Below are 24224 nucleotides of genomic sequence, written 5' to 3'. Positions count from 1 at the left end.
TCTCCATGGCGTCGGATAGCTGAAATCGGGTCAACGGCAGGGCTGACCCTGATTGCTGCCTGATATATAATCCGCCGATTTCCATGGCAGCAACGCACAAGGCACTGATGGAGCTCATTCGCGGCATTCACAATATCAAGCCCCGTCACCGGGGCTGTGTATTGACCATAGGCAACTTCGATGGGGTTCATCAGGGACACCATGCGGTGTTGGCCCGCTTGCAGGAGAAGGCCGCGCAGCTCGGCCTGCCGGCCTGCGTCATGCTGTTCGAGCCCCAGCCGCTGGAGTTGTTTGCCGGTGCCGCCGCGCCCGCCCGCCTCAGCCGCTGGCGGGAGAAGTACGAAGCCCTCAAGACCATGCAGATCGACCGCATGCTCTGCGTGCGCTTCACCCACCGTTTCGCCGAACAGGCGGCCAGCACCTTCATCGAGCAGCTGCTGGTGGAGAAGCTCGGGGTGCATTACCTGGTGGTGGGCGACGATTTTCGCTTCGGCAAGGGGCGGGAAGGGGACTTCCACCTGCTGGAAGAGGCGGGGCGACGCTTCGGGTTCGAGGTGATCAGCACCCAGAGCTTCCAGCTTTCCCGTCAGCGGGTCAGCAGCACCCTGGTGCGCGAGGCCCTCAGGGCCGGGCGCATGGCGGAGGTGGAGCTGATGCTCGGTCGCCCCTATGCCATCAGCGGTCGGGTGGCCCACGGCGACAAGCTGGGGCGCACCATAGGTTTTCCCACCGCCAATCTGGCCCTCAAACGCCAGGTTGTCCCGGTCGGTGGCGTGTTTGCGGTGGAAGTGATATGTTCCGGCAAGACCTTCCCCGGTGTCGCCAATGTGGGTGTACGGCCGACCTTGAGCGGTACACAAGCCAGATTGGAAGTACATCTATTTGATTTTTCTGGTGATCTATATGGTCAGCAGGTCAAGGTGCTGCTTCGCCACAAGCTGCGCGAAGAGCAGAAGTTTGACTCTTTCTCCGCCTTGGAAGAGCAGATCGAACGAGATGCCCTGGCGGCCCGAGCCTGGTTCGGGCTGCCACAATTTCATTTACCCAGCACTCTTTTAGAAAAGAAGGGAACCCAGGACTGATGAGCGACTATAAACACACCCTGAATCTGCCGGAAACCGAGTTTCCGATGCGTGGCGATCTGGCCAAGCGCGAACCCAACATGCTGAAACGTTGGTACGATCAGGATCTTTACGGCGCCATTCGCCGCGCCAAAGCGGGCAAGCCTTCTTTCATTCTGCACGATGGCCCCCCCTATGCGAACGGCAGCATTCACATCGGTCACTCGGTCAACAAGATCCTCAAAGATATCATCATCAAGTCCAAGGGCCTCTCCGGCTTTGATTCCCCCTATGTGCCGGGCTGGGATTGCCACGGTCTGCCCATCGAGCTGAAAGTGGAAGGCATGGTCGGCAAGCCGGGGGAGAAGGTTTCCGCCGCCGAGTTCCGCGCCGAGTGCCGCAAATACGCCAAGACCCAGATCGAAGCGCAGAAGACCGACTTCATCCGTCTGGGCGTGCTGGGTGACTGGGAACACCCCTACCTGACCATGGATTTCGGCACCGAAGCCAACATCATCCGCTCCATGGCGAAGATCGTGGCCAACGGCCACCTGCACAAGGGCTCAAAGCCGGTGCACTGGTGTACCGACTGCGGCTCCGCGCTGGCTGAGGCCGAAGTGGAGTACTACGACAAGAACTCCCCCTCCATCGACGTGCGCTTCAAGGCCGTCGACGAGGCTGCCGTCGCCGCCAAGTTTGACTGCGCCGAAGGCCACACCGGCAAGGGCGTGATCTCTGCCGTGATCTGGACCACCACCCCCTGGACCCTGCCGGCCAACCGCGCCATCGCCATGCACGCCGATCTGGACTACGCCCTGGTGCAGGTGGAGGGCGAGCATCCCGAGCGCCTGATCCTGGCCGCCGAGCTGGTCAAGGACGTGATGGACAGGGCCGGCATCGAGAAGTTCCACAACCTGGGCTACGCCAAGGGCGCGGCGCTCGAGCTGCTGCGCTTCAACCACCCCTTCTACCACTTCGATGTGCCCGTGGTGCTGGGTGACCATGTCACCCTGGACGCCGGTACCGGCGCGGTGCACACCGCCCCTGGCCACGGTCAGGAAGACTTCGTGGTCGGTCAGAAGTACGGCCTGGAAGTGGCCAACCCGGTTGGCAGCAACGGCGTCTATCTGCCGGATACCGAGCTGTTTGCCGGCCAGCACGTGTTTAAGGCCAACGCCTCCGTGGTCGAGGTGCTGACCGAGCGCGGCGCCCTGCTTCACCACAAGGTGTTCAACCACTCCTACCCGCACTGCTGGCGGCACAAGACCCCGATCATCTTCCGTGCCACCCCCCAGTGGTTCATCAGCATGGAGCAGAAGGGTCTGCGCAAGCGTGCCCTCGAAGAGATCGAGCGCATCGAGAAAGAGGGCATTGCCCAGCACGGCCAGAGCGGCTGGGTGCCGGCCTGGGGCAAGAACCGCATTCAGGCCATGGTCGAGAATCGTCCCGACTGGTGCATCTCCCGTCAGCGTACCTGGGGCGTGCCCATCTCCCTGTTCGTTCACAAGGATACCCAGGAGCTGCACCCGGATTCCGTCCGCCTGATGGAAGAGGTGGCCAAGCGGGTCGAGCAGTCCGGCATCCAGGCCTGGTGGGATCTGGACAAGGCCGAACTGCTGGGAGCCGACGCCGACAACTACGAGAAGGTGTCCGACACCCTGGACGTCTGGTTCGACTCCGGCTCCACCCATGCCTCCGTGGTCGATGCCCGTCCCGAATTCAACGGCAAGCCAGCCGACATGTATCTGGAAGGTTCCGACCAGCACCGTGGCTGGTTCATGTCGTCGCTCATGATCGGCGTGGCCATGAAAGACAAGGCCCCCTACAACCAGGTGCTGACTCACGGTTTCACCGTGGATGGCCAGGGTCGCAAGATGTCCAAGTCCATCGGCAACGTGGTCAGCCCGCAGGACGTGATGAACAAGCTGGGTGCCGACATCCTGCGTCTGTGGGTCGCCAGCACCGACTACACCGGCGAGATGACCGTCTCCGACGAGATCCTCAAGCGCTCGGCCGACGCCTATCGTCGCATCCGCAACACCGCCCGCTTCCTGCTGGCCAACCTGAACGGCTTCAATCCGGCGACCGACATGGTGGCGCCTGCCGACATGGTGGTGGTGGATCGCTGGGCCGTGGGCCGTGCCAAGGCGGTACAGGCCGAGATCGTGACTGCGTTCGACGAGTACAACTTCCACGGCGTGACCCAGAAGCTGATGCAGTTCTGCTCCATCGAGATGGGTTCCTTCTATCTGGACGTCATCAAGGACCGTCAGTACACCGCCAAGGCTGACAGCCTGGCCCGTCGCTCCTGCCAGACCGCCCTGTATCATATCGCCGAGGCCATGGTGCGCTGGATGGCGCCCATCATGAGCTTCACCGCCGACGAGATCTGGGCTCTGCTGCCAGGTGAGCGTGGCGAATTCGTCTTCACCGAGGAGTGGTACGACGGCCTGTTCGGGCTGGAAGCGGGCGAAGTGCTGAACGACGAGTTCTGGGCCGAGATCCTCGCCGTGCGCGGTGAAGTGAACAAGGCGCTGGAAGTGGCGCGTGGCGAGAAGCGCATCGGTGGCTCCTTGCAGGCCGAACTGACCCTGTTCGCCAAGCCCGAGCTGGCGCAGCGCCTGAACGCTCTGGCCGATGAGCTGCGCTTCGTGCTGCTCACCTCCAAGGCCAAGGTGGTGGTGGCAGAGTCCGCGCCGGAAGGTGCGGTCACCACCGAACGCGACGACCTGTGGCTGAGTGTTGCCCAGTCAGCCGCCGCCAAGTGCGACCGCTGCTGGCACCATGTGGAAGACGTGGGTACCATAGCCGGTCACGAAGAGATCTGTGGCCGCTGTGTCACCAACGTCGAGGGTGACGGCGAAACGCGTCAATTTGCCTGATGAACATGACTCAGAACGAGATGAACAACAAAACCGGCCTGCGTTGGCTGTGGCTGGCGGTGCTGGCCTTCGTACTGGACCAGGCGAGCAAGCTCGCCGTGGTCAAGCTGCTGCCGTTTGGCTATCCGGGGGTGGAGATCACCCCCTTCTTCAACCTGGTCCACGTCTACAACAAGGGGGCTGCTTTCAGCTTCCTGGCCGATCAGGGCGGCTGGCAGCGCTGGTTCTTCGCCCTGCTGGCGTTTGCCATCTGCGGTCTGCTGATCCACTGGTTGCGCAAGCAGTCGGTGACCCAGCGCTGGAGCGGTATCGCCTACAGCCTGATCATCGGAGGGGCGCTCGGCAACGTGTTTGACCGGCTGGTGCTGGGCCATGTGGTCGACTTCCTCGACTTCTACTGGCAGCGTGCCCATTGGCCGGCGTTCAACCTGGCGGACAGCTTCATCTTCATCGGTGCCGCCATGATCGTGCTGGACGGCTTCCGTGGCGAGAAAAAACAGGACGCGACCTCATGAGCCAGTCGATTGCTGCGGACAGCAGCGTGCTGTTCCACTTCTCTATCAAACTGGAAGACGGCTCGGTGGCCGACAGCACGGCGCTGCACGGCAAGCCGGCCCGTCTGCGGATGGGAGACGGCAGTCTGACGCCGAGCTTCGAGCAATGCCTGCTGGGGCTGCGAGCAGGGGAGAGCAAGAGCTTCACCCTGGTGCCGGAAGAGGCCTTTGGCCTTTCCAACCCCGATAACATCTACCATCTCGACCGCGCCAAGTTCGGTGCCGATGTAGAGCCCAAGGTAGGTACCATCATACTGTTCGACCAGCCCAACGGCAGCGAGCTGCCCGGGATCATCCGGGCGGTGGAAGGGATGTCGGTCACGGTCGATTTCAACCACCCCCTGGCCGGTCACACCGTCACCTTCGAGGTGGAGATCCTGGGGGTTGATGACGAGGAGAAGGTTCACTGATGGATATTCTGCTGGCTAACCCCCGTGGCTTCTGCGCCGGTGTCGACCGGGCCATCAGCATCGTCGAGAGCGCGCTGGAGAAGTTCGGTGCCCCCATCTATGTCCGCCACGAGGTGGTGCACAACCGCTACGTGGTGAACAAGCTGAAGGAGGCGGGCGCCGTCTTCGTCGAGGAGCTGGACGAGGTGCCGGACGACAGCATCGTCATCTTCTCCGCCCACGGCGTGGCCAAGACGGTGCGCGAGATGGCCAAGTCCCGCGCCCTCAAGGTGTTCGATGCCACCTGTCCGCTGGTGACCAAGGTGCACATGGAGGTCCATCGCGCCAGTCGCAAGGGCTCCGAGGCCGTGCTCATCGGCCATGCCGGCCACCCCGAGGTGATCGGTACCATGGGCCAGTACGAAAATCCCGAGGGGGGCATGTATCTGGTGGAGACGCCGGAGGATGTGGCGAAACTCCGGGTGAAGAATCCGGATGATCTCTGCTTCGTCACCCAGACCACCCTCAGCGTGGATGAGACTTCTGACGTCATCGATGCGCTGCGCCAGCACTTCCCGAAGATCCAGGGGCCGCGCAAGGACGACATCTGCTACGCCACCCAGAACCGTCAGGACGCGGTGCGGGAGATGGCCGGGCTGGTGGATGCCATGCTGGTGGTGGGGTCGCGCAACTCCTCCAACTCCAATCGCCTGCGGGAGCTGGCCGAGAAGGTAGGTGCCAAGGCTTACCTCATCGATGATGCCTCCATGATTGAGACACAGTGGCTGGACGGTGTGGAACGTATCGGGGTGACGGCAGGGGCTTCTGCACCCGATGTGCTGGTACAGAACGTCATCGGTCGCCTGCGCGAGCTGGGTGGCAAGATAGTGACCGAACATCCGGGTCGCGAGGAAAACGTGGTGTTTGAGGTCCCCCCCGAGCTGCGGATCCTGTAATAACGACGATGCCGACTAATGTCGGCATCGTGCTTTTTGTCCCCGCATTACCTACTTCCAGCACTCTGCTGGTGTCTTCTCATCGGTCTTGTCGATATACATATTGGCGCAACCAGTGTCGCCGCTCTGGGCTCCTTTGGCCTGCGCTATCAGTTTGTAGGTTACAGTGTTAGTTGATGCCGAAACAACGTCAAAACTGTAGTAGGCGCTGGAGGGACTGCCAAGGTCCGCAGGGTTGGTACTGTAGGCTGCGCTGGTGATGCGGTATTCTTCCTGCTTTAGCTGCATAGTCAGCAGTCCCTTGATGGCCTCGGCTCTACGCGATTTGCGCAAACCATCCATAAAGCTGGGGTAGGCCACGGCGGCGATGATGGCCACGATGGCGACCACGACCATCAGTTCAATCAGCGTAATTCCTCTTGCGAAGCGTAGTGGCATCGGCATGGTTCCATAAGTGAGTTGAGACTATCATAGGATAGTACTCGCCGGCCCGAGAACGGGCTATAGACAGGAGTCTGGGCAAACATGGAAATGCGGATCAGGCCGGTGTCCGGCTTTACCCTGATAGAACTGATACTTGCCTTGGTACTGGTGGCGATCCTGGTTGCCGTTGCGCTCCCCAGCTATCGTTCGCTGCGCCAGGAGCAGATGGTCAGGGCTGCCACCCAGGCCATCTATACCGATGTCATGCTGCTAAAGTCCGAGGCAGTTAAACGCAATCAGGCGATGAATCTCCTGCTCTTCAATAGTGGCGCCAGTAACTGGTGCTACCGCGTTCATATCGATGGTAGCTGTAACAACTGTGCCGATGCCTGTTCCAGCATTGAGGGGCGGAAAGGGGTAAATGCCAGCGAATTCCCCGGTATCACCCTAGTGGCGACTTACAGTGAGTCAGCGACCAACATCAGACCGCTCAATATTTCTCCCCGCAGAGGTACGTTAACTTCGGGTTATTTTGAGGTCTCATATGGGGGTTACTCCATGCGGGTCGTCACCAATAATATCGGGCGGGTGCGCACCTGTGCCGTCAGCAATGTGAGCGGGGTGCCGACATGTTGATGAGGCGACATTCAGGCTTTAGTCTGGTGGAGTTAATGGTCGCCATGGTGGCGGGCTTATTACTGGTGGCTGCTGTGACGACGCTATTTGCAACTATTCTCAGGGCAAACAGTACTGCCATGAAAGTGAGTCGACTTAATCAAGAAGTTCAGGCCATTACTGACATAATGGCCCGCGATATAGAACGAGCCGGCTATGATGCCAGCGCCGCTACGGCCACTCGGCTGGTCTCTGGTGCGGTCCCTTCCCCTTTCTATTTTGATGCCAACGTCGACTTATTGGATGAGACCGCGACGGGCTCCAAACTCTATCGCTGTATCCGAATCCGTTACGATAACGATGATGATGGTGTACTCGATAACCCCGACTCTTCTCCTTCCAAGTTGAATGAAACGCGAGTTTACAGCTACAGCAGTGCTAAAAAGGGGGTCAAGCTAGCGACAGGGGGGGCAGCCGCTTGTGATGAAACTGATCTTCTATCAACCGACAACACCATAGAAATTACTCAACTTACCTATAGCATGCTTGGGAGCAGCCAGGTGAGTGGTGCTAGGGCAATTCAACTCAACATTTCGGGCCGCTACAAGGACAATACTGAGCTGACCTTGAACTTGCAGCGTGATATCAAGTTGCGCAATGACGGATACTGATATGAGAATCCAGTCCGGTTTTACTACCTTCACTGTCACGCTGATCCTGTTACTGATCCTGCTGGCGGTCACTCTGCTGGTGGGCAAGTTGTTGGTAGCGGATCGCCGCATCACATTGAATGAAACTCTCTATCGTCAAGTGATGGCATTGGCAGAGCAGGGGCTCTCCTATGGTTTTGGCCGACTATCTGCTGAAGGGGCGTCTTGCCCCTCTTCTATCCCTGCCTGGTCAGGCAACTCGTTTTCTCCATCAGGTGCGGGTGGGAGTTATACCCTGACGGTTGAATGCATAACTCCCTTTCCCGTGGTGGCTGGGAGTACCACGCCCATTGCTCCTATCCTGGTTCGTTCAGTGGCTAGCCTGAGCAACAGCCAGGCGCAGGCGGCAGTTGAGGCTCGGTATGTGCAGAGCAATGTGTTGGCTGGGACACCTGCCGCGCCTTTGACTGTTGCAGGGGGAATGGCGGTAGGAGGCAACTTCACCGTTGTTGCCAATCCCAATGGGGGGGGGCCCGGAGTACCACTTTCCATCTGGACCAATGATTATGTAGATCTGAATACGGGGTCCGGCCAGACCTGCCATCAGGGGGATTACGCTGGTGGTTGCAGTGCCAACATCAGCCAGCCGGGCAATAAACAGTCGGATATCAAGGATAGTGATCCCGATTTTCCAACCGACTTGGTGTGGTATTTGTTCAATGAGAATGATGATGCCGCTGGCTGGGCCAACATAGAGTCAAGAGCCAACCAGATAGTCAATAATTGCAATGGTCTGGGGCCGACGACGACGGGGCTTGTCATTGTCAATGGCGATTGTAATCCCGGTTCCAGTATTGGTACTCAATCCGCTCCAGTGGTATTGATCATCAAGGATGGCAGCCTGACCATTAATGGTAACCGTCAATTATATGGGCTGGTATTTGCGTACTCTTCAGATCCAGCTACAGCAACCACGGATATCAAGCTCACCGGTGGGGCCATAGTCAATGGTGCCTTGGTAGCCAACTTCAAGCTGGGCAAGGCAAATGGTACCTATGATGCCAAATATGATGAGGCCGCGCTGAGCAATATCAAGACGGGAGCCGCCTTCCAGACTCTTAAACAGGTGCCGGGCAGCTGGCGCGACTGGTAGAGGACAAGTAAATGAAACGGCAAAAAGGATTTGGCCTGTTTGAGATTCTGGTGACACTAGTTGTGCTGGGAGTGGGTGTCGTCGGCTTGGTGATCCTCTCGAAGTCGGCCCTGACGGCTTCCCAGGATGGGAAGCGTTATGAAGTGGCCATGCGGCTCGCAGAGTCCAAGATTGAGGAATTTCGTAACTTCAATAGTCTGGTGACGGCGACGGCCCCGCTCACTGCCTATGCATCCATCACGAGCGGTAATGCTACCAAAAGTCAGTCTGGCGACAGCTACACGCTGGCTTGGACTGTGACCAACCAATACTGGAACGGGAGCACCTCTGCATGGCAGAACACGGCTCCTGCGGGATATCTGCTGAACTACCCCGGGCGAAAGCAGATCAATACGACCGTGAGCTGGACCAACAGCGAAGGGGCGACGGCGTCGGTTGCACTCATTGGGTATGCCTCCCCTACGGAATCATTGACCGCAGAGCAGTTGAATGGGGGTCTGGATACCGCCAGGACAGGGCCGAAGATAAGTTATAACCCAGGCGTCGCACCAGATGTTATCTCCATCGATCTCGGTAATGGCAGCAGACAGGAGACCAGCAAGCCTTCTCCCACCGTGGTGGCCAAAAATAATACCGTCGGCAAGGAAGTGCAATTTGAAACGGTGACGTATCAGCCGGGAAATCAAGGTAATACACAGCAAATTCAACAGGATATAAGCTCTGTGAGTTGTGCCTGCACTTATGGTTCCACTTTGAATGCCTATCTGCCAGGTCAGGCCTACAGTACTGCCACCAACCAGTTGTATTGGAAAGTAGGAGTCTTGCAGAGCAAGCAGACCGGGACGGTCGGGAATAACCAGCCAGCACTCTGCACAAGCTGCTGCAAGGATCACTTCGATGGTTCGGGGGGGAGCTTTACAAGCTATTATGCGCCACTCAATACCAGCAGACAGCGCTATAACAGTTCCCTTTCTCTGGCCAGTAGCGGCAGTTACATTGATGCTTGTCGTTTCGCTCGACTGGACGGGTACTATCGCCCTCTACCAGATTGGAACCTGGTCAAGGTCATTGTTACCACCTCGGATTTCTTGGCCAAACCCGCGAATCAGGTCAGCTACCAGAATTACATACAATATGTGGTTAAAACCTATATCGATTGGCAGAAGCAGACTCTGAACTGGACATCAAGCACGACGGCGACGGCACCAACAATCAGCGAATTTGAGGCCTGGTTACAGACGCCAGCCAATGTTGCAGCCGGGGGGGATGCTAGCACGGGGATCACCGTGAGCACTGGGACGCGTCAGCTGATCGCTCGCGGCATCTATGTCGATATCCTGAATCCGGCTTATCTGACCGGGATCGATACCAGCGTGACCGGTTATCTGGCCAAGGTACCATTTCAGGACATCAACCTGACCATGCTGGCGGAGTGGTCCATGACGCCACTCAGCGGCCAGTTGACGGGAGCGGTTACCGACTATGCCACAATCAGCAATGAACCGGTCGATACCATAGTGGATCTCAACAACTACTACTTTGGCAGTTACAGCCGTGGTTATCTGGCAACCAAGAAATCCACCAAGGATGCCAGCCAGAACCTGCAGGCGGTGAAGGTGAAGGCCACCGTCTATCAGGGTAATTCGGGGATCACTGCTACGCTGATTTCACCACAGGATCAGAGCCAGGCTCTCAGCACCGAGTTGGCCGTCAAGATTGACTCCGGAACAGTCACGCAGCCTCTGCTGACGGTGACAGGCAAGGTGCAGTGCCTGGAGAAAACCAAGAACAATGATCCGACCCCCATTGCCTGCAAGAAGAATGTCTTCAATAACCTGTCGATGAATACCTCGACCTCCGGGGCTACTTGCCAGATAGACAAGCCGAGCAGCGACAACCAGACGGCTATCTATACCTGCACGGCGGCGCAGAACAGCACTCTGGTGGTGAACTTCTCCTACTCGGGCAATACGACCTTCCTGCTTAAGCCGAGTTCTTTGAGTATCCCCATGACTCCGCCAGCAAGCGGCCAAGTCATCAGTGGCCCCTGTACCTTGCTGGCCGACAACGGCGTCACCAATGCCGCCAACCTGACCTGCTCTCCCTGAGGCTTGCTGAGGGAGCCAAGGCGCTGGCACAGCCAGCGCCTTTTCTTTATCATTCCCCATCATTTTCGAATTCAAGATGCATCGCCATGGCAAAAGCCCTCTCTCTGATGCTTGCCCAGTTGAATCTGACGGTAGGCGCCATCGAAGATAACTGTGACAAGGTGTTGGCGGCCGCCGCCGAGGCTGACCAACAAGGTGCCGACCTGTTGGTCTGCTCCGAGCTGGCCCTGACCGGCTATCCGCCGGAGGATCTGCTGCTGCGCGCCGACCTGATGATCCGGGTAGAGGCGGCCCTGGCCCGCATCGCTGCATGGCAGGGGGCTTGCGCCATTCTGGTGGGCCACCCCTGGCGCGAAGGGGAGGCGCTCTACAATGCCGCCTCTCTCTATGCGCAGGGCAAGCTGGTGGCGCGCTACTTCAAGCAGGATCTGCCCAACTACGGGGTGTTCGACGAGAAGCGTTACTTCACGGCGGCGAGCGAGACCTGCGTGGTGCCGTTCCGTGGTCATCAGCTGGGCTTGCTCATCTGCGAGGACTTGTGGCAACCCGGCCCGGCGCTGGCCGCCAAGGCGGCGGGGGCCGATGTGCTGATCACCATCAACGCCTCTCCCTACGATCAGGAGAAACCCTGGATCCGCCGCGAGCTGATGACCGAGCGCTGCGATCAGACCGGGTTGCCGCTGGTCTACCTCAACCAGGTGTGCGGCCAGGACGAGCTGATTTTCGACGGCTGTTCCAAGGTGTTCAACAGCCGGGGTGAACTGACCCACAAGCTGGCCCCGTTTGCCGAAGAGATGGCGCTGGTGCGCTTTGCCGATGGTCAGCCGGTGAAGGAGCGTGAGCCGGCCGCGCCGCTCGAGCCGCTGGCCGAGACCTATCAGGCGCTGGTGCTGGCGGTGCGCGACTATGTCACCAAGAACGGTTTCCTGGGGGCTGTGCTGGGTCTCTCCGGCGGCATCGACTCGGCGTTGACCCTGGCCATTGCAGCCGATGCCATCGGGGCGGACAAGGTGCAGGCGGTGATGATGCCGTTCCGCTACACCGCCCAGATGAGCGTGGAAGACGCCAAGGAGCAGGCTGAGCGCATGGGGGTGGAGTTCAACATCATCTCCATCGAGCCCATGTTCGAAGGCTTTATGGCTCAGCTGGCGCCGCTGTTTGAAGGCACTGCCCGCGACACCACCGAAGAGAACCTGCAGGCGCGCTGCCGCGGTGTGCTCCTGATGGCACTCTCCAACAAGCGCCGCCGCATCGTGCTGACCACGGGCAACAAGAGCGAGATGGCGGTGGGTTATGCGACTCTCTATGGCGACATGGCCGGCGGTTTCGACGTGCTCAAGGATGTCCCCAAGACCCTGGTCTTCAAGCTGTGCGAGTATCGCAACAGCGTGGAATACGTGATCCCGCAGCGGGTCATCGATCGTCCCCCGTCGGCCGAATTGGCGCCGGATCAGGTGGATCAGGACAGCCTGCCTCCCTATGACGTCTTGGATGCCATCCTCAAGCGCTACGTTGAAGAGGATGCGTCCGTGGCCGACATGGTGGCCGAGGGCTTCGAAGAGGCGGTGGTCCGCAAGGTGGTCCGTCTGGTGGATCTCAACGAATACAAACGCCGTCAGGCGGCGGTCGGCCCCCGCATCACGGCCCGCAACTTTGGTAAGGATCGCCGTTACCCCATCACGTCCGGGTTCGGCAAACAGAACTGGTAAGGAGTCACCATGAAGAAGATTGAAGCCATCATCAAACCGTTCAAGCTGGACGATGTGCGCGAGGCCCTGGCCGAGATCGGCATCAACGGCATGACCGTCTCCGAGGTCAAGGGGTTCGGCCGCCAGAAGGGCCACACCGAACTGTATCGCGGCGCCGAGTACATGGTCGACTTCCTGCCCAAGGTGAAGGTGGAGCTGGTGGTGCAGGACGAGGATCTCGACGCCTGCCTGGAGGCGATCCAGAACACCGCCCGCACCGGCAAGATCGGGGATGGCAAGATCTTCGTCTGCGAGGTGGAGCGCGTCATTCGTATCCGCACTGGTGAAGAGAACGAAGACGCAATCTGATGTGGTGGATGTATCTCGTGATGACGAACGACGCTGAGGGCCTGTCCCTCTGATGACCCGGATGCGTTTCATGGTGGCGGCTGCTCTGTTGATGACGCTGAGCGCCTGCAGTACCCGGCCGCCCGCCCAGCCGGAGAACCTGTGCCAGATCTTTCGCGAAAAGCCGGACTGGCACAAGGCCGCGCTCAGGATGAACGAGCGGTGGGGCACGCCGGTGCACGTGGTGATGGCCATGATGTATCAGGAGTCCTCCTTCGTGCACGATGCCCAGCCGCCGATGCAGTACTTCCTCTTCATCCCGACCGGGCGGGCGAGTTCCGCCTACGGCTATGCCCAGGTGAAGGACGAAACCTGGGACGATTACCAGCGGGAAACCGGCAATGGCTGGAGTGATCGCGACGACTTTGCCGACGCCATCGATTTCATGGGCTGGTACACTCACAAGGCCCAGCGGCTCAACGGCACTTCCAAGTGGGATGCCTATGGCCAGTATCTCAATTATCACGAAGGCTGGGGTGGCTACCGGCGTGGCAGCTACCGCAGCAAGGGGTGGCTGATGAAGGTCTCCCGCAAGGTGGAGGCCCGCGCCCAGCGCTACGGTGCCCAATACAGACAATGCAAGGATCGGCTTCCCAGCGGGGGCTGGTTCTCCTAACCAATCAGGAGTCAGAAATGCCGTTATTGGACAGTTTTACCGTCGACCACACCCGCATGGCAGCCCCTGCAGTGCGGGTGGCCAAGACCATGCAGACCCCGAACAAGGACACCATCACGGTGTTCGACCTGCGTTTCTGCGTGCCGAACCAGGAGATCCTCTCCGAGCGTGGCATCCATACCCTCGAGCATCTGTTTGCGGGTTTCATGCGAGATCATCTGAACGGCAACGGGGTGGAGATCATCGACATCTCTCCCATGGGATGCCGGACCGGCTTCTACATGAGCCTGATCGGCGCGCCGGATGAGGCCCGTGTCGGTGCCGCCTGGCAGGCCGCCATGAGCGACGTGCTGGCCGTGCAGGAGCAGGGCAAGATCCCCGAGCTCAACGAATACCAGTGCGGCACCTACAGCATGCACTCCCTGGAAGAGGCGCACGCCATCGCCCGCCAGGTGCTGGAGCGCGGCATCGGCGTCAACCGCAACGACGAGCTGGCCCTGCCGGAAGAGAAGCTGAAAAGCCTCTAAGTCGAGATGGAAAAAGGAAGGCCGGTCATTGACCGGCCTTCTTGCGTTCTGGTGCCCTCAGGAGGGCAGGGGCATCACCCGGTTGCGCCCCAGCTCCTTGGCCTTGTAGAGCAGCTTGTCGGTTCGCTCTATCAGGGCATCCGCCGTCTCCTGGCCATTGTATTCCCCCACCCCGAACGAGGCGGTGATGTGATCGATGCGCCGGCCGGACTTGCGATCCAGAATCGACATCCGCTCGATGACGCGGCGCAGGCTCTCCGCCATCTGCCGGGTCAGTGCCAGGGCGCGGCTCGGCACCAGCAGGGCAAACTCCTCACCCCCCAGGCGATAGGCCGTGATGCCCTCCTTGCTGGCCTCCCGCAGCCGCTTGCCGACGATGCGCAGCACCTGGTCGCCGAGCAGGTGGCCATATTCGTCGTTGAAGTTCTTGAAGCGATCGATATCGGTCATGATCAGCGAGAAGGGTTGCTTGCTGCGGATCAGGCTCTCCATCTCCAAGTCGAAGGCGCGGCGGTTGAGCAGGGAGGTCAGGGGGTCCTCGGTCGCCATCTTGCGGGTCTCGCTCAACGCCTGCTTCAGCTCCTTGATCTCCTTCTCGGCGCTGCTGAGCTGGTTGCGAAAGTGAAGGGTGGACATGCGCACTTCCCTGGATTCGCGCACCAGTTCCCGCAGGATCCCCATGGTGTCTTCCAGGCTCAGCCCCTCGTCATCGATGAGGCTCAGCTTGTCGAAGCTCTTGTCGAGCATGGCCTGGAACTGGCCCGTATCCATCAGCGCGTCCTGCATGGAGTTGCCGAGCTCGTTGGCCATGGCCGCCAGATTGAGCTTCATCGCCTCGAGCTGCTGCTCGTCCTGGCTGGCGAGGTGTTGATGATAGAGGCGCTCACAGGTAGTGAGGGAGAAGGTGCCCTGCAGTTTTATCGCCTGATCGACGGCCTGATTCAGCTCCGGCATGCCTCCGGAGACGTAGCTGTACCAGAGGTGGTAATTGTTCGGTGTGGTGGGGATTTGATACTTGATCATCAGGGGGACCGCCTGTTTCAAATAGGCGGCCGATTGGGCGAACGAGTCCTTGCTCATGAGTTCCGAGTCTCACATACCTGCAAACTGTGGCCAGTATGACAGAGAGATTGGCCAAAAGGCAGTCGATGGATGCCATTAGCTCCCCCCTTCGATATAATGTCTGCGTTACTACCTACCCTAAGGCCTGCTTATGTCTCAAAAAGATCCTTTCCTCCAACGCGAGGCCGAAAAATACGAAAACCCCATTGCCAGCCGCGAGATGCTGCTGGAGCTCATCAAGGGCCATGAAAAACCCATGTCCCGTGAAGAGCTGGCCAAGGTCCTCAAGCTGACCGAAGAAGAGCCGTTGGAAGCCCTTCGCCGCCGCCTGCGCGCCATGGAGCGCGATGGACAGCTGGTATTCACGCGCAACCAATGTTACGCCCTGCCGGATCGCCTGAATCTGGTCAAAGGCTATGTGCTTGGCCACAAGGATGGATTCGGTTTTCTGCGCCCCGAAGGTGGTGGACCGGATCTGTTCCTGAACAACCGCGAGATGCAGCGCCTGATGCACGGCGACTATGCCCTGGTGCAGCCCACCGAGATCGACCGCAAGGGGCGCCAGGAGGCGCGCCTGGTGCGCCTGCTCAAGGCCCGCGAGGCGGACATCGTCGGCCGCTACTTCGTCGAGAACGGCGTCGGTTTCGTGGTGCCCGATGACAGCCGCATCGGCCAGGACATCATCATCCCGGAAGGGGAGAACAAGGGTGCTCGCCAGAGCCAGGTGGTGGTCGTGCGCATCAACCAGCGTGCCACCGCCCGCTTCAACGCGGTCGGTACAGTGCTGGAAGTGCTGGGCGAGAACATGGCGCCTGGCATGGAGATCGAGATCGCCCTGCGTACCCACGGCATCCCGCACACCTGGCCGGAGGAGGTGACCAAGGAGGTCGCCGGCCTGGGCGAACAGGTGCCGGAGAAGGCCAAAGAGGGGCGCATCGACCTGCGCGCCCTGCCGCTGGTGACCATCGACGGGGAAGACGCCCGCGACTTCGATGACGCCGTCTTCTGTGAAGCCAAGCGCGGCGGCGGCTGGCGTCTCTGGGTCGCCATCGCGGACGTCTCCGCCTATGTGAAACCGGGCACGGCCCTCGACACCGAAGCCTACCAGCGCGGCAACTCCGTCTATTTCCCCGAGTTCGTGGTGCCCATGCTGCCTGAGGTGCTCTCCAACGGCCTCTGCTCGCTCAATCCCCAGGTCGACCGCCTCTGCATGGTGTGCGAGATGACCATCTCGGCCGCCGGCCGCATGTCCGGCTACAAGTTCTACGAAGCCGTGATGAACTCCCACGCTCGCCTGACCTACACCAAGGTGGCCGCCATTCTGGACGGGGATCCCAAGCTGCGTCAGCAGTATGACCCCCTGGTGGGCCATATCGAGGAGCTCAACAACCTCTACAAGGCGCTCAAGCATGCCCGCCATCAGCGTGGCGCGGTGGAGTTCGAGAGCGAGGAGACCCGCTTCATTTTCAACGCCCAGCGCAAGATCGACCGCATCGTGCCGCTGGTGCGCAACGACGCCCACAAGATCATCGAAGAGTGCATGATCCAGGCGAACGTGGCTGCCGCCCGCTACATCGAGAAGAACGAAGCCTCAGCCTTGTTCCGGGTGCACGACCGTCCGGGTGAGGAGCGGTTGACCGGCTTCCGCGACTTCCTGGCCGAGCTGGGCCTGGAGCTCAAGGGCGGGCTCGAGCCCGAGCCGAAGGACTTCGCCGAGCTCGCCGCCAAGTTCGAAGGACGCCCGGATGCGGAGCTGCTCTCCACCATGCTGCTGCGCTCCATGCGTCAGGCCATCTATCAGGCCGACAACATAGGTCACTTCGGGCTGGCGCTGAAGTCCTATGCCCACTTCACCTCGCCAATCCGTCGCTACCCCGACCTCATCCTGCATCGCGCGATCAAGTACCAGACGGCCAAGGAGCAGCAGGGCAACCTGCGCCACAAGTGGACCCCGAGCGGTGGCTACCACTACCAGCTGGACGAAGTGGATCCCATGGGCGAACACTGCTCCATGACCGAGCGCCGGGCCGACGACGCCACCCGCGACGTGGCCGACTGGCTCAAGTGCGAGTACATGCTGGATCACGTAGGTGACGAGTTCGACGGCGTCATCGCCAGCGTCACTGGCTTCGGCTTCTTCGTGCGCCTGGCCGAGATCCACATCGACGGTCTGGTGCACGTCAGCACCCTCACCAACGACTACTACCAGTTCGACCCGCTGCACCAGCAACTGATCGGCGAGAACTTCCGCCGTCGCTACCGCCTGGGTGACAAGGTGAGGGTCAAGGTGATGGGCGTGAATCTGGATGATCGCAAGATCGACTTCGTGATGGTGGAAGAGCCCCTTCAGATCTCCGGCAAGAACGCCAAGCAGGCGGTGCGCAAGATGGCCGAGATCAAGAAGGAGAAGGCCAAGAGCGCCGAGCGCCACGAAAAACGCAAAGAGGACAAGGACCACGGTAAATCCGCCAAGGGCGGCCGTGCCAAGTCCAGCAACAGAAGACCGAGCAAGAAGGCTCGCGACAAGGCCAAGAGCACTAAATGAGTACTGAACTGATCTACGGCATTCACGCTGTCTCCGCGCTGCTGGAGCGCACCCCGGAGCGTTTCATCGAAGTGTGGGCCCTCAAGGGCCGCGAGGATGAGCGGCTGCAACCCGTGCTGGCGGAGCTGGAGGCCCTCGGCATCAGGGTGCAGAGCGTGAACCGCAAGACCCTTGACGACAAGGCAGAAGGCAACAATCACCAGGGCATCATGGCCAAGGTGATCGAAGCGCCCAAGCTGGCCGAGCACGACCTGGCCAGCCTGCTGGACGGCCTGGCCGAGCAGAAGGCTGAGCCTTTCCTGCTGGTGCTGGACGGGGTGACGGATCCGCACAACCTCGGCGCCTGCCTGCGCAGCGCCGATGCGGCCGGGGTGCACGGGGTGATAGTGCCGCGGGACAAGGCCACAGGCCTCACGTCCGTGGTGCGCAAGGTCGCCTGCGGCGCCGCCGAAGTGGTGCCGCTCATCCAGGTCACCAACCTGGCCCGCACCCTGCGCGAACTGCAGGAGCGCGGGGTCTGGATCGTCGGGACTGCCGGCGAGGCGGATCACGACCTCTATCAGGCGAAACTCACCGGCCCCCTGGCGCTGGTGATGGGGGCCGAGGGCAAGGGCATGCGCCGGCTGACCCGCGAGCACTGCGACGAGCTGGTGAGCATCCCCATGGCGGGGGCGGTCTCCAGCCTCAACGTCTCGGTGGCGAGCGGTGTCTGCCTGTTCGAAGCCGTGCGCCAGCGCCGCGGCTGACAAGGCGATGACCGACAGACCCCCCTTTGTCTGGGAACGGGTCACAGATGAGCAGGAGGCCGAGCGCCTCCTCTCTTTTGCCCGCTCATTGACCTTGCCCCCTCGCACCTGCCTCTGGCATGCCGGTGACAGTCCGGCGCTGCTGGTCAGGGTGGAGGAGGGGTTGCTGCGGGCCAAGGTGGTGCTGGCGGATGGCCGCGAGTACATCAAGGAGTTCTACTGGGAGGGGGACGAGTTTCTCGACTTCCACCACCTGCTCAGTGGGGAGCCCGCCCGCTACAGCGTGGAGGCGCTGGAGCCTTGCCGACTGCAGCTTTTCCCGCTGGTGGATCTGCGCCGTCTCCCTTGCTGGCCCGCCTGGTATCACCACCTCCTTGAAGTGCAGCTGCGTATCAAGGAGGAGAAAGAGTTGTTGCTGCTGACCGAGAGTCCGCAGGCCCGCTATCAGCACTTTTTGCGCAGTTTTCCCGCGCTGGAAGCCAGGGTGCCGGATCACCAGATCGCCGCCTACCTCGGCATCACCCCTATCAGCTTGAGCCGCATCCGCAGGCGATTGAAGGCGCGTGACCAGGGGTAATCCCTGCTCGAAGTGGCGCGTGCAGGCTGGCAGATGCAGAGCGTGATGCCGGCGCCAGGCTCTAGGTTCTGTGCACGCCTGTGCGCCAGCCTGAGCCGTATCTGCAGGCCGCTCAAGCCTCTCTTAACCAAGGTTAATGCCGGCGCCGGTTCGAGAGTCTATGCTGGCGGACCGGATCCATGAGGAGTGATCGATGAACTGGAGTCTCAAGCCCTGGTGTGAACTCACCACGGACGAATTGTATGAGCTGCTCGCCCTGCGCGCCGAGGTGTTCGTGGTGGAGCAGACCTGCCCCTTCCAGGATCTGGACGGGCTGGATCGCCGGGACGGCGTACTGCACCTGCTCGGTTATGAGGAGGAGCAGCTGGTGGCCTATGCCCGTATCATGGCCCCCGGCATAGGCGACGAGCAGGGCGCCGCCATCGGCCGGGTGGTCACTTCACCTCGGTCGCGAGGGGGCGGGCTGGGCCACAGGTTGCTCGATGAGGCGGTGACCGCCTGCACGGTCCGCTGGCCGGCGCACAGCATCTGGCTCGGCGCACAAGCTCACCTGCAGGGTTTCTACGGTCAGCACGGCTTCGTGGCCGAAGGGGAAGGGTATCTGGAAGATGACATCCCTCACATGGGGATGCGCAGACAGCCTGCCTGATCAGCCACATGGCCGGGGAAGCGGGCGGCCATGAGCGGGCTCTCGCACCACGGTGACTCAAACGGGTATGATGGCGCTCCCTTGCTGATCGGAATCCCGTCGTGACACTCTCCATCTTCGCCGCCATTCTGCTGGCCGCCCTGCTTCACGCCCTGTGGAATGCGCTGGCCAAGCGTCAGGCCGCGGGGCGGGTCAGCGTGCTGCTGGTCTCGCTCTGCTCCGGGTTGTTCTGCCTGCCCTTCCTGCCCCTGGTGGGGCTGCCCGCATCGGCCGAATATCCCTGGCTGGCGCTCTCCATTCTGCTGCACAGCGGATATTGTCTCTTCCTGGGCCGTGCCTATCGGCTGGGGGAGTTTGGCCAGGTCTATCCGCTGGCCCGGGGCTGTGCTCCCCTGATGACCCTGTTGTTCGGTGCCCTGCTGCTCGGCGAGGTGCCAGAGTGGGTGGCAGTGATCGGGGCTCTGGTGCTGGTGGGCGGAGTGCTGTTGATGGCGTGGCGAGGCGGCATCCGGCTGGCACCGGCCGCCCTGCAGGCGGTGCTCATCACGGCGCTGTTTACCGCCGCCTATACCCTGTCTGACGGCATGGGGGCCCGCTCGGCCGGGGAGCCGGTGCGCTACACCCTCTGGCTCTTTACCCTGACCGCGCTGGTGATGCCGCTGCTGATGAGATGGCAGAGCCGCACCGCCTTGCGCACCCTGACCCGGGCCGACTGGTACTCGGGGGCGTTGGGCGGCGCCCTCTCGCTGTTGGCGTACGGTATCGTCATCTGGGCCATGACCCGGGCCCCCATCGGACTGGTGGCGGCGCTGCGCGAGAGCAGCGTGTTGTTTGCGGTGCTGCTCTCCTGGGGCTGGCTGGGGGAGCGGTTGGGGCGGATCCGGCTGGTGGCCGCCCTGGTGATCCTCTGCGGCGTGCTGCTGATCCGCCTCGGCTAGGCGAGGCGGCAGCAGAGCGCAGGGCTCGGTGGGTCAGGGGCTGACCCGGGTGGTGAGGATGAACCCCTCTTCCCAGGGGGCCAGTTGCACCCGCACCCGGCCCAGTTCGGCCAGGCTGGCGGCATGGGTGCCGCCACAGGGGATGGTGATCTCCCGGCCGTCCAGGGTGCAGTGCCAGTAACGGGAGTCGATGATGGCCTCGCCGGCCCGGCTGCGGCGGATCTCGCCCCCTGCGGCCAGCCAGTCGGCCAGCTGCCGGTTGATCCGCTCTTCTACCTGCGCCAGTTCCGCCAGCAGGGCCTCGGCGTTCACTCCCTTCTTGCGCAGACTCTTGCCGATGCGGTACTGCTCCCGCGAACCACGGGGCTCGACCCGGGAGCGCTGGATGGCGAGGCGATCGAAGTCGGGCTGATCCAGGGCATCCCGCTCGCCGACCTCCTTGCGCCAGTAAGGCATCAACGTCCGGTTCAGGGCCAGGGCCACCAGATGGCAGGCGCTGTGACCCAGGCTCAGGGCGTGGCGCGCCTCGGCGTCCACCCTGAGCTCCACCGGCGTGCCCGCGGCCAGGTCAAACGCACCGGCGAGAGGATGGACCACCACGAAGGCCCAACCCTCGGCGCCTCGCTTGACCGGGATGGCCAGATCCACAAACAGCGCACCCTCCGGGCTGATGGCCCCCATGGCGCAGGGCCCGACGACCGCCTCGCCGCCCTCCCAGCGTACCCAGCCCACATCACCGGGCTGATCGGGCCAGAGGTGACTCTGGGGATGGAAGGGGGTGAGATCTGTGACCAGCAGGGTGGAGTCTCCCCGCTCGCAATAGAGGACGCTGGCCGCTTCCTGATGTTGGCCCAGCACGAAGCTGACCCGGGTATGTTCCATGGCAGGGCTCCTGCAACGAGAAAAGGAGAAGGAATAGCGGCAGCATACGCGAAAGTGCGAAGAGGCTCATCAACCTGGGTTAATGAGCCTCTCTGTTTTGTTGCGGCAGCTCGCTAGATCAAGGCGACCAGCAGGTAGGCGTTGAGGCCGATCACCAGGGCGACGATGAGGCGGCCGGCGGCCTGGGTCACGGGGTGGTTGCGATGCGCCCCCATCAGGGCGCGATCTCCGGTCAGCATCAGCAGGGGAATGAGCGCGAGCGCTATGCCAAAGCTCAGAATGACCTGACTCAGCACCAGGATCTCCGTGGTGTTGAGGCCCATGGCGATCACCACGAAGGCGGGGGCCATGGTGATGACCCGGCGCAGCCAGAGCGGAATGGTGAAGCGCACGAAGCCCTGCATCACCACTTGCCCGGCGAGGGTGCCCACCACGGTGGAGGAGATGCCGGAGGCGACCAGGGAGAGGCCGAACAGGGTGGCGGCCCCCTGGCCGAGCAAGGGAGTCAGGGTCTGGTAGGCCGACTCCAGCTCGGCCACCTGTGAGTTGCCGGTGCCGTGGAAGGCGGCCGCGGCCATGGCCATCATGGCCAGGTTGACGAAACCGGCGATGGTCATGGCGATGGCCACATCCACCCGGGTGCCGTGCAGCCGCTGGGACACTGTGCCCTGATCCTGGGTGTGCTGGGTCAGGGCCGAGTGCAGGTAGATGACGTGAGGCATCACGGTCGCCCCCAGCACGCCGGCAGCCAGGTAGACAGCATCGCCGTTGGGCAGACCGGGGAAGAGGGCACCCTCCAGCAGGCTCGGCAGGTGAGGGCGGGAGAACACCAGCTCGACGAGGTAGGCCGCCGCCACGAACAGCAGCAGGCCGCCCACCGCTAATTCCAGTGGCTTCTGGCCGCGGGATTGCAGCATGAGGATGCCCCAGGTGAGCACGGCAGTGATGCAGGCGCCTTCCAGCAGGGTGACCCCCAGCAGCAGCTTGAAGCCCACCGCCGCGCCGATAAATTCGGCGAGATCCGTGGCCATGGCGATGACCTCCGCCTGTACCCAGTAGGCACAGACCGCCGGCTTGGGCAGCTTGTCCCGGATATGTTCCGCCAGATTCTTGCCGGTGACGATGCCGAGCTTGGCGGACAGGGTCTGTACCAGCATGGCCATCAGGTTGGCCCAGACCACCACCCACAGCAGCTGGTAGCCGAAGGTGGAGCCCGCCTGGATATTGGTGGCGAAGTTGCCCGGATCTATGTAGCCGATGGCGGCGATGAAGGCGGGGCCGAGCAGGCTCAGCTTGAATTTGCGGGCCGGGATGGCCGTGGTCAGCGCGGGTTGCATGTCGTCATCCTCCATGGGGATATGACGAGAGCATAGATCTAAATGATAATTGTTATCAATTGTTGTTTTGTATCAAGCCCATCGACAAAAACATCTGCTGACGCCGGTTGCAGTGGCAGGGGGGATTTCGTACAATACGCCGCCCTAGAAAGCAGCGTCAAAACACCACTATGTTCCTTGCCTCCGAGGTCTGGCTGCACCTGGGCAGAGGCTGAATTAATCCGTAAGGAGCTAAAATGCGTCATTACGAAATCGTCTTCATGGTTCATCCGGACCAGAGCGAGCAAGTACCTGGCATGATCGAGCGTTACACCGGCGCTATCACCACCGCTGGTGGCACCATCCATCGCCTGGAAGATTGGGGCCGTCGTCAGCTGGCTTACCCGATCGACAAGCTGCACAAGGCTCACTACGTTCTGATGAACGTTGAAGCCGAGCAGGCCGTTATCGATGAGCTGGAAACCAACTTCCGCTTCAACGATGCCGTTATCCGCAACATGATCATGCGCACCAAGCACGCCGTGACTGAAGTTTCTCCGATGGCCAAGGCTAAGGAAGAGCGCTTCACCCGTCGTGACGACGAGCGCCGCGAAGATGCTGTTGAAGCGTCTTCCGAAGAGTAATTCTTAAGATCATTCCATAGAGGATAAAGGCCATGGCACGTTATTTCCGTCGTCGTAAGTTCTGCCGCTTCACCGCCGAGAACGTTACCGAGATCGACTACAAAGATATCGTTACTCTGAAAAACTACGTCACTGAATCTGGCAAGATCGTACCGAGCCGTATCACCGGTACCCGCGCCAAGTATCAGCGTCAGCTGGCACGCGCCATCAAGCGTGCTCGTTACCTGGCTCTGCTGCCGTACACCGATCTGCACAACAAGTAAGAATCGGTCCGGCGCTTACGCCTAACTCAACGAAATTTATAGAGGAAAGGTAATGCAAGTTATCCTGCTCGATAAGATCGCCAAACTGGGCGGTCTGGGTGACCAAGTTTCCGTTAAAGCTGGTTATGCCCGTAACTACCTGATCCCGCAAGGCAAAGCTGTGATGGCCACCAAGGCCAACATCGAAGCCTTCGGTGCTCGTCGCGCCGAACTGGAAGCCAAGCTGGCTGCCAACAAGGCCGCTGCCGAAGAGCGCGCCGCCAAGCTGGCCGAACTGGCTGCCGTGGTCATCGCCTCCAAGTCTGGCGACGAAGGCAAGCTGTTCGGTTCCATCGGTACCCGTGACGTGGCTGAAGCCATCACTGCTGCCGGCGTAGCCGTTGCCAAGAGCGAAGTCCGCATGGGCAACGTTCTGCGTAACACCGGTGAGTACGAAGTTGTTGTTCAGCTGCACGCTGACGTCAAGGCAACCGTACAAATCCAGGTTGTTGCTCTGTAATAGCGTTTCGCTTTGCAGAAAAAACCCGCGCACATGCGCGGGTTTTTTATTTTCAGATCAAGGGGTAAATTGA

25 protein-coding genes are annotated in these 24224 nt (G+C 61.0%); 21 read left to right on the top strand and 4 right to left on the bottom strand.

Translation table 11 applies throughout. The annotated features are described in order from the left end of the window. Positions 1-107 precede the first annotated feature (107 nt). From ribF to ispH, 5 genes are read left to right on the top strand one after another with little or no spacing between them, the layout of a single operon-like run. A complete protein-coding gene (ribF, locus tag R2B70_RS16960) occupies positions 108-1082 on the top strand; it encodes a bifunctional riboflavin kinase/FAD synthetase (protein WP_318163371.1) in 975 nt (324 codons plus the stop codon). Continuing rightward, on the top strand, positions 1082-3943 hold the full coding sequence (gene ileS / locus R2B70_RS16955; RefSeq protein WP_318162051.1) for an isoleucine--tRNA ligase: 2862 nt from the start codon (positions 1082-1084) through the stop codon (positions 3941-3943). The genes ribF and ileS overlap by 1 nt, the downstream gene beginning before the upstream one ends. After that, positions 3943-4458 (top strand): signal peptidase II, encoded by a 516-nt coding sequence (gene lspA, locus R2B70_RS16950; protein WP_042079282.1) that lies wholly within the window; start codon positions 3943-3945, stop codon positions 4456-4458. The genes ileS and lspA overlap by 1 nt, the downstream gene beginning before the upstream one ends. Further along, on the top strand, positions 4455-4907 hold the full coding sequence (fkpB, locus tag R2B70_RS16945; RefSeq protein ID WP_042079281.1) for an FKBP-type peptidyl-prolyl cis-trans isomerase: 453 nt from the start codon (positions 4455-4457) through the stop codon (positions 4905-4907). The genes lspA and fkpB overlap by 4 nt, the downstream gene beginning before the upstream one ends. Beyond that, positions 4907-5842, top strand: a complete 936-nt coding sequence (gene ispH, locus R2B70_RS16940) for a 4-hydroxy-3-methylbut-2-enyl diphosphate reductase (protein WP_318162050.1) — start codon at positions 4907-4909, stop codon at positions 5840-5842. The genes fkpB and ispH overlap by 1 nt, the downstream gene beginning before the upstream one ends. 51 nt (positions 5843-5893) lie before the next feature. Here ispH and R2B70_RS16935 read toward each other — a convergent pair whose 3' ends face one another. Beyond that, complete coding sequence (locus R2B70_RS16935; RefSeq protein WP_318162049.1) at positions 5894-6280, bottom strand: type IV pilin protein; 387 nt, start codon at positions 6278-6280, stop codon at positions 5894-5896. 87 nt (positions 6281-6367) lie between these two features. Here R2B70_RS16935 and R2B70_RS16930 point away from each other — a divergent pair, with 87 nt between their 5' ends. The 8 genes from R2B70_RS16930 (at position 6368) to luxS (ending at position 14030) form a co-directional block, all read left to right on the top strand. After that, positions 6368-6901 carry a GspH/FimT family pseudopilin gene (locus R2B70_RS16930; RefSeq protein WP_318162048.1) on the top strand — a complete coding sequence of 178 codons (534 nt, stop codon included), beginning with the start codon at positions 6368-6370 and terminating at the stop codon, positions 6899-6901. Beyond that, positions 6895-7551 carry a PilW family protein gene (locus R2B70_RS16925; RefSeq protein ID WP_412055149.1) on the top strand — a complete coding sequence of 219 codons (657 nt, stop codon included), beginning with the start codon at positions 6895-6897 and terminating at the stop codon, positions 7549-7551. The genes R2B70_RS16930 and R2B70_RS16925 overlap by 7 nt, the downstream gene beginning before the upstream one ends. Position 7552: 1 nt before the next feature. After that, entirely contained in the window at positions 7553-8683 is a 1131-nt protein-coding gene (locus R2B70_RS16920; protein ID WP_318162047.1) for a PilX N-terminal domain-containing pilus assembly protein, read from the top strand. An 11-nt stretch (positions 8684-8694) separates the two neighbouring features. Next, positions 8695-10791 (top strand): prepilin-type N-terminal cleavage/methylation domain-containing protein, encoded by a 2097-nt coding sequence (locus R2B70_RS16915; RefSeq protein ID WP_318162046.1) that lies wholly within the window; start codon positions 8695-8697, stop codon positions 10789-10791. A gap of 86 nt (positions 10792-10877) precedes the next feature. Next, a complete protein-coding gene (locus R2B70_RS16910) occupies positions 10878-12500 on the top strand; it encodes an NAD+ synthase (RefSeq protein ID WP_318162045.1) in 1623 nt (540 codons plus the stop codon). Positions 12501-12509: 9 nt separating this feature from the next. After that, positions 12510-12848: a nitrogen regulatory protein P-II gene (gene glnB / locus R2B70_RS16905; RefSeq protein WP_005308848.1), complete on the top strand. Its 339-nt coding sequence runs from the start codon at positions 12510-12512 to the stop codon at positions 12846-12848. 61 nt (positions 12849-12909) lie between these two features. Then, a complete protein-coding gene (locus R2B70_RS16900; RefSeq protein ID WP_209793817.1) occupies positions 12910-13503 on the top strand; it encodes a hypothetical protein in 594 nt (197 codons plus the stop codon). 17 nt (positions 13504-13520) lie between these two features. Beyond that, positions 13521-14030, top strand: a complete 510-nt coding sequence (gene luxS / locus R2B70_RS16895) for an S-ribosylhomocysteine lyase (RefSeq protein WP_042079274.1) — start codon at positions 13521-13523, stop codon at positions 14028-14030. Positions 14031-14087: 57 nt separating this feature from the next. On the opposite strand, the gene R2B70_RS16890 is transcribed toward luxS, so the two are convergent. Continuing rightward, complete coding sequence (locus tag R2B70_RS16890) at positions 14088-15110, bottom strand: GGDEF domain-containing protein (protein ID WP_042079273.1); 1023 nt, start codon at positions 15108-15110, stop codon at positions 14088-14090. Between the two features lie 133 nt (positions 15111-15243). On the opposite strand from R2B70_RS16890, the gene rnr reads away from it, so the two are divergent. From rnr to R2B70_RS16865, 5 genes are all read left to right on the top strand, one after another. Continuing rightward, positions 15244-17637 carry a ribonuclease R gene (gene rnr, locus R2B70_RS16885; protein ID WP_042079272.1) on the top strand — a complete coding sequence of 798 codons (2394 nt, stop codon included), beginning with the start codon at positions 15244-15246 and terminating at the stop codon, positions 17635-17637. Next, complete coding sequence (rlmB, locus tag R2B70_RS16880) at positions 17634-18383, top strand: 23S rRNA (guanosine(2251)-2'-O)-methyltransferase RlmB (RefSeq protein WP_219142846.1); 750 nt, start codon at positions 17634-17636, stop codon at positions 18381-18383. Before rnr ends, rlmB begins: the two co-directional genes overlap by 4 nt. A gap of 7 nt (positions 18384-18390) precedes the next feature. Continuing rightward, on the top strand, positions 18391-18960 hold the full coding sequence (locus R2B70_RS16875; protein ID WP_318162044.1) for a Crp/Fnr family transcriptional regulator: 570 nt from the start codon (positions 18391-18393) through the stop codon (positions 18958-18960). Positions 18961-19153: 193 nt separating this feature from the next. Next, positions 19154-19609 carry a GNAT family N-acetyltransferase gene (locus R2B70_RS16870; protein WP_318162043.1) on the top strand — a complete coding sequence of 152 codons (456 nt, stop codon included), beginning with the start codon at positions 19154-19156 and terminating at the stop codon, positions 19607-19609. Between the two features lie 101 nt (positions 19610-19710). Next, positions 19711-20547 carry a DMT family transporter gene (locus R2B70_RS16865; protein WP_318162042.1) on the top strand — a complete coding sequence of 279 codons (837 nt, stop codon included), beginning with the start codon at positions 19711-19713 and terminating at the stop codon, positions 20545-20547. 33 nt (positions 20548-20580) lie between these two features. Here the strand turns inward: R2B70_RS16865 and R2B70_RS16860 are convergent, their stop codons facing one another. Further along, the gene (locus R2B70_RS16860) at positions 20581-21429 is read right to left on the bottom strand and encodes a hypothetical protein (RefSeq protein WP_318162041.1); all 849 of its coding nucleotides are present in this window, start codon (positions 21427-21429) and stop codon (positions 20581-20583) included. Between the two features lie 113 nt (positions 21430-21542). Continuing rightward, positions 21543-22766, bottom strand: a complete 1224-nt coding sequence (locus R2B70_RS16855) for an Nramp family divalent metal transporter (protein WP_318162040.1) — start codon at positions 22764-22766, stop codon at positions 21543-21545. 236 nt (positions 22767-23002) lie between these two features. Between R2B70_RS16855 and rpsF the strand changes: the two genes are divergently transcribed. Genes rpsF through rplI form a run of 3 tightly spaced genes read left to right on the top strand, consistent with a single transcriptional unit; the run spans position 23003 to position 24151 of the window. After that, positions 23003-23389 carry a 30S ribosomal protein S6 gene (gene rpsF, locus R2B70_RS16850; RefSeq protein ID WP_005331771.1) on the top strand — a complete coding sequence of 129 codons (387 nt, stop codon included), beginning with the start codon at positions 23003-23005 and terminating at the stop codon, positions 23387-23389. A gap of 32 nt (positions 23390-23421) precedes the next feature. After that, on the top strand, positions 23422-23652 hold the full coding sequence (rpsR, locus tag R2B70_RS16845) for a 30S ribosomal protein S18 (RefSeq protein WP_005313392.1): 231 nt from the start codon (positions 23422-23424) through the stop codon (positions 23650-23652). 52 nt (positions 23653-23704) lie between these two features. Continuing rightward, complete coding sequence (gene rplI / locus R2B70_RS16840) at positions 23705-24151, top strand: 50S ribosomal protein L9 (protein WP_042079265.1); 447 nt, start codon at positions 23705-23707, stop codon at positions 24149-24151. Positions 24152-24224 lie beyond the last annotated feature (73 nt).

It is taken from the genome of Aeromonas sp. XH, from assembly GCF_033348475.1.
GTDB lineage: Bacteria > Pseudomonadota > Gammaproteobacteria > Enterobacterales > Aeromonadaceae > Aeromonas > Aeromonas sanarellii.
The sequence above is the reverse complement of the archived record's forward strand: the minus strand, read 5'-3'. Positions and strand labels throughout refer to the sequence as shown.